This is a genomic window from Sphingomonas olei (assembly GCF_045369765.1).
In the GTDB taxonomy this organism is placed as follows: Bacteria; Pseudomonadota; Alphaproteobacteria; order Sphingomonadales; family Sphingomonadaceae; genus Sphingomonas; species Sphingomonas panaciterrae.
The window spans coordinates 1-1319 of the sequence record NZ_JBIQEU010000071.1; the positions used below are offsets into that span (position 1 = coordinate 1).

At 60.2% G+C, this 1319-nt stretch carries 1 protein-coding gene and 1 pseudogene; both read right to left on the reverse strand.

The genetic code is table 11. The features are described 5' to 3' along the window. Positions 1-300: 300 nt before the first annotated feature. Positions 301-819, reverse strand: a pseudogene (locus tag ACH0BU_RS18075) (replication initiator protein A); the annotation flags it as partial. Positions 820-862: 43 nt separating this feature from the next. After that, positions 863-1150, reverse strand: a complete 288-nt coding sequence (locus tag ACH0BU_RS18080) for a ribbon-helix-helix domain-containing protein (protein ID WP_500264481.1) — start codon at positions 1148-1150, stop codon at positions 863-865. Positions 1151-1319 lie beyond the last annotated feature (169 nt).

Genomic DNA, 1319 nt, shown 5'->3' on the forward strand with positions numbered 1-1319 from the left:
CCGTGGAACTGGGTGCCCCAGACAGATCAGCCAACAGCCCAAGCCGCATAAACTGCGGTCCTCACGCCACGCTTACCATCAGCGTCACCTCGGCGCGCAGCTCCTCGAACGCCTGCGCGGCTTCACTCGGCCCTTCGTCATCCGCCATCACGTCTTCCTCTTATCGGCTCATGCCCCTGTCACGCTCGCGACCGATCCCGATCGACTGCTCCAGCGATTTCTCGATGCTCCGGCCGCGCTCCAGCTTCAGCTCCAGCTCGGGCGCGCGGCACTCCAGCGCCTTTGCCAGCTCGGGGTCACTGACAAAGTGATGGTCATGCCACGGGGCTGGTCAGTGTCTGGGTCCACCTCTAAGGTCCATTTATCCAGCCAGTTGAAGCCTGCCTTACTGCGCCGCTTGGGTGCGCGGATGGACGTAGAGATGGAAGTGGTTTGTAGTCGCTGCAGGGCCGCTTGCAGCTCCTGGTAGGCCCTCCCGCTCGTGTCGCGTTTGATCGCTCGCAAAAGGTCGTAGGATGTGGTCGTGAGCGTCCTAGGAAGGTCGTTGATCCCCTGCTCACGCATCCGGTTCAGCGTCGAGGTAGCCCAGATGATGATATCGGCATCCCAGATCGTCGCCATGCCATAAGCCGGGATCGCTTCGATCTTCACCCAGGTCGCCCCATCGGGGCTGGTATATTCGATTGGCTTGACCCGCTTGCGCTTCTGCAACGAGAAGAATGGTCGTTCCATCGTCTCCCGCTGATCCTTGAGCGGAAGGTCGCCCATTATCGGCAGGAAGAGATCGAACTCCGGATTGGGGTCCTGTCGCTTCTTCACATTTCAACCTTGCACGTTTTCAAGTGTGCAACATTGCACACTATCACCGACCAAACTGCTGGTTAGCGTCATACTTGGCCACCAGCTCGGCAATCGCTTCGGCCAGCAAGTCCTGATGGCTGCGCCGCGTCCGCGCTGCCAGCACTCGGAAGGCCTCCGCAGTAGGGTCTGCCGGATCGAAATAGGCTCCGAGATGATACTTGCCGGTTCGCCGCCCGCCGGATCGTGCTGCCGGCTGATCCGGCACGGGGGAAGGTAGCGCCTCCGCCACAGCGTCTTGCGCCGGCTTCTCCTGAATCGCCGGCCCGAGGAGAGATGAACGACGTGCCATATCAAGCCTTCACATTTGCAGGTGTGCAATCCTGCAACACTTCAAACAGGAACTCGCGCAGCGATGCAATCTCCTGAGCGGCTTTTCCGACCTGAGCTGGCCCCTGTTTTGACCGGACGGATTTAAGCCTATGAAGGAGGCTTGGGGCTATCCCCTGAGCATAGGCTTA

What these genes read in the sequence shown, in the direction of transcription:
- ACH0BU_RS18080 (WP_500264481.1), bottom strand. Translation starts at nt 1,150, where the DNA reads ATGGCACGTCGTTCATCTCTCCTCGGGCCGGCGATTCAGGAGAAGCCG.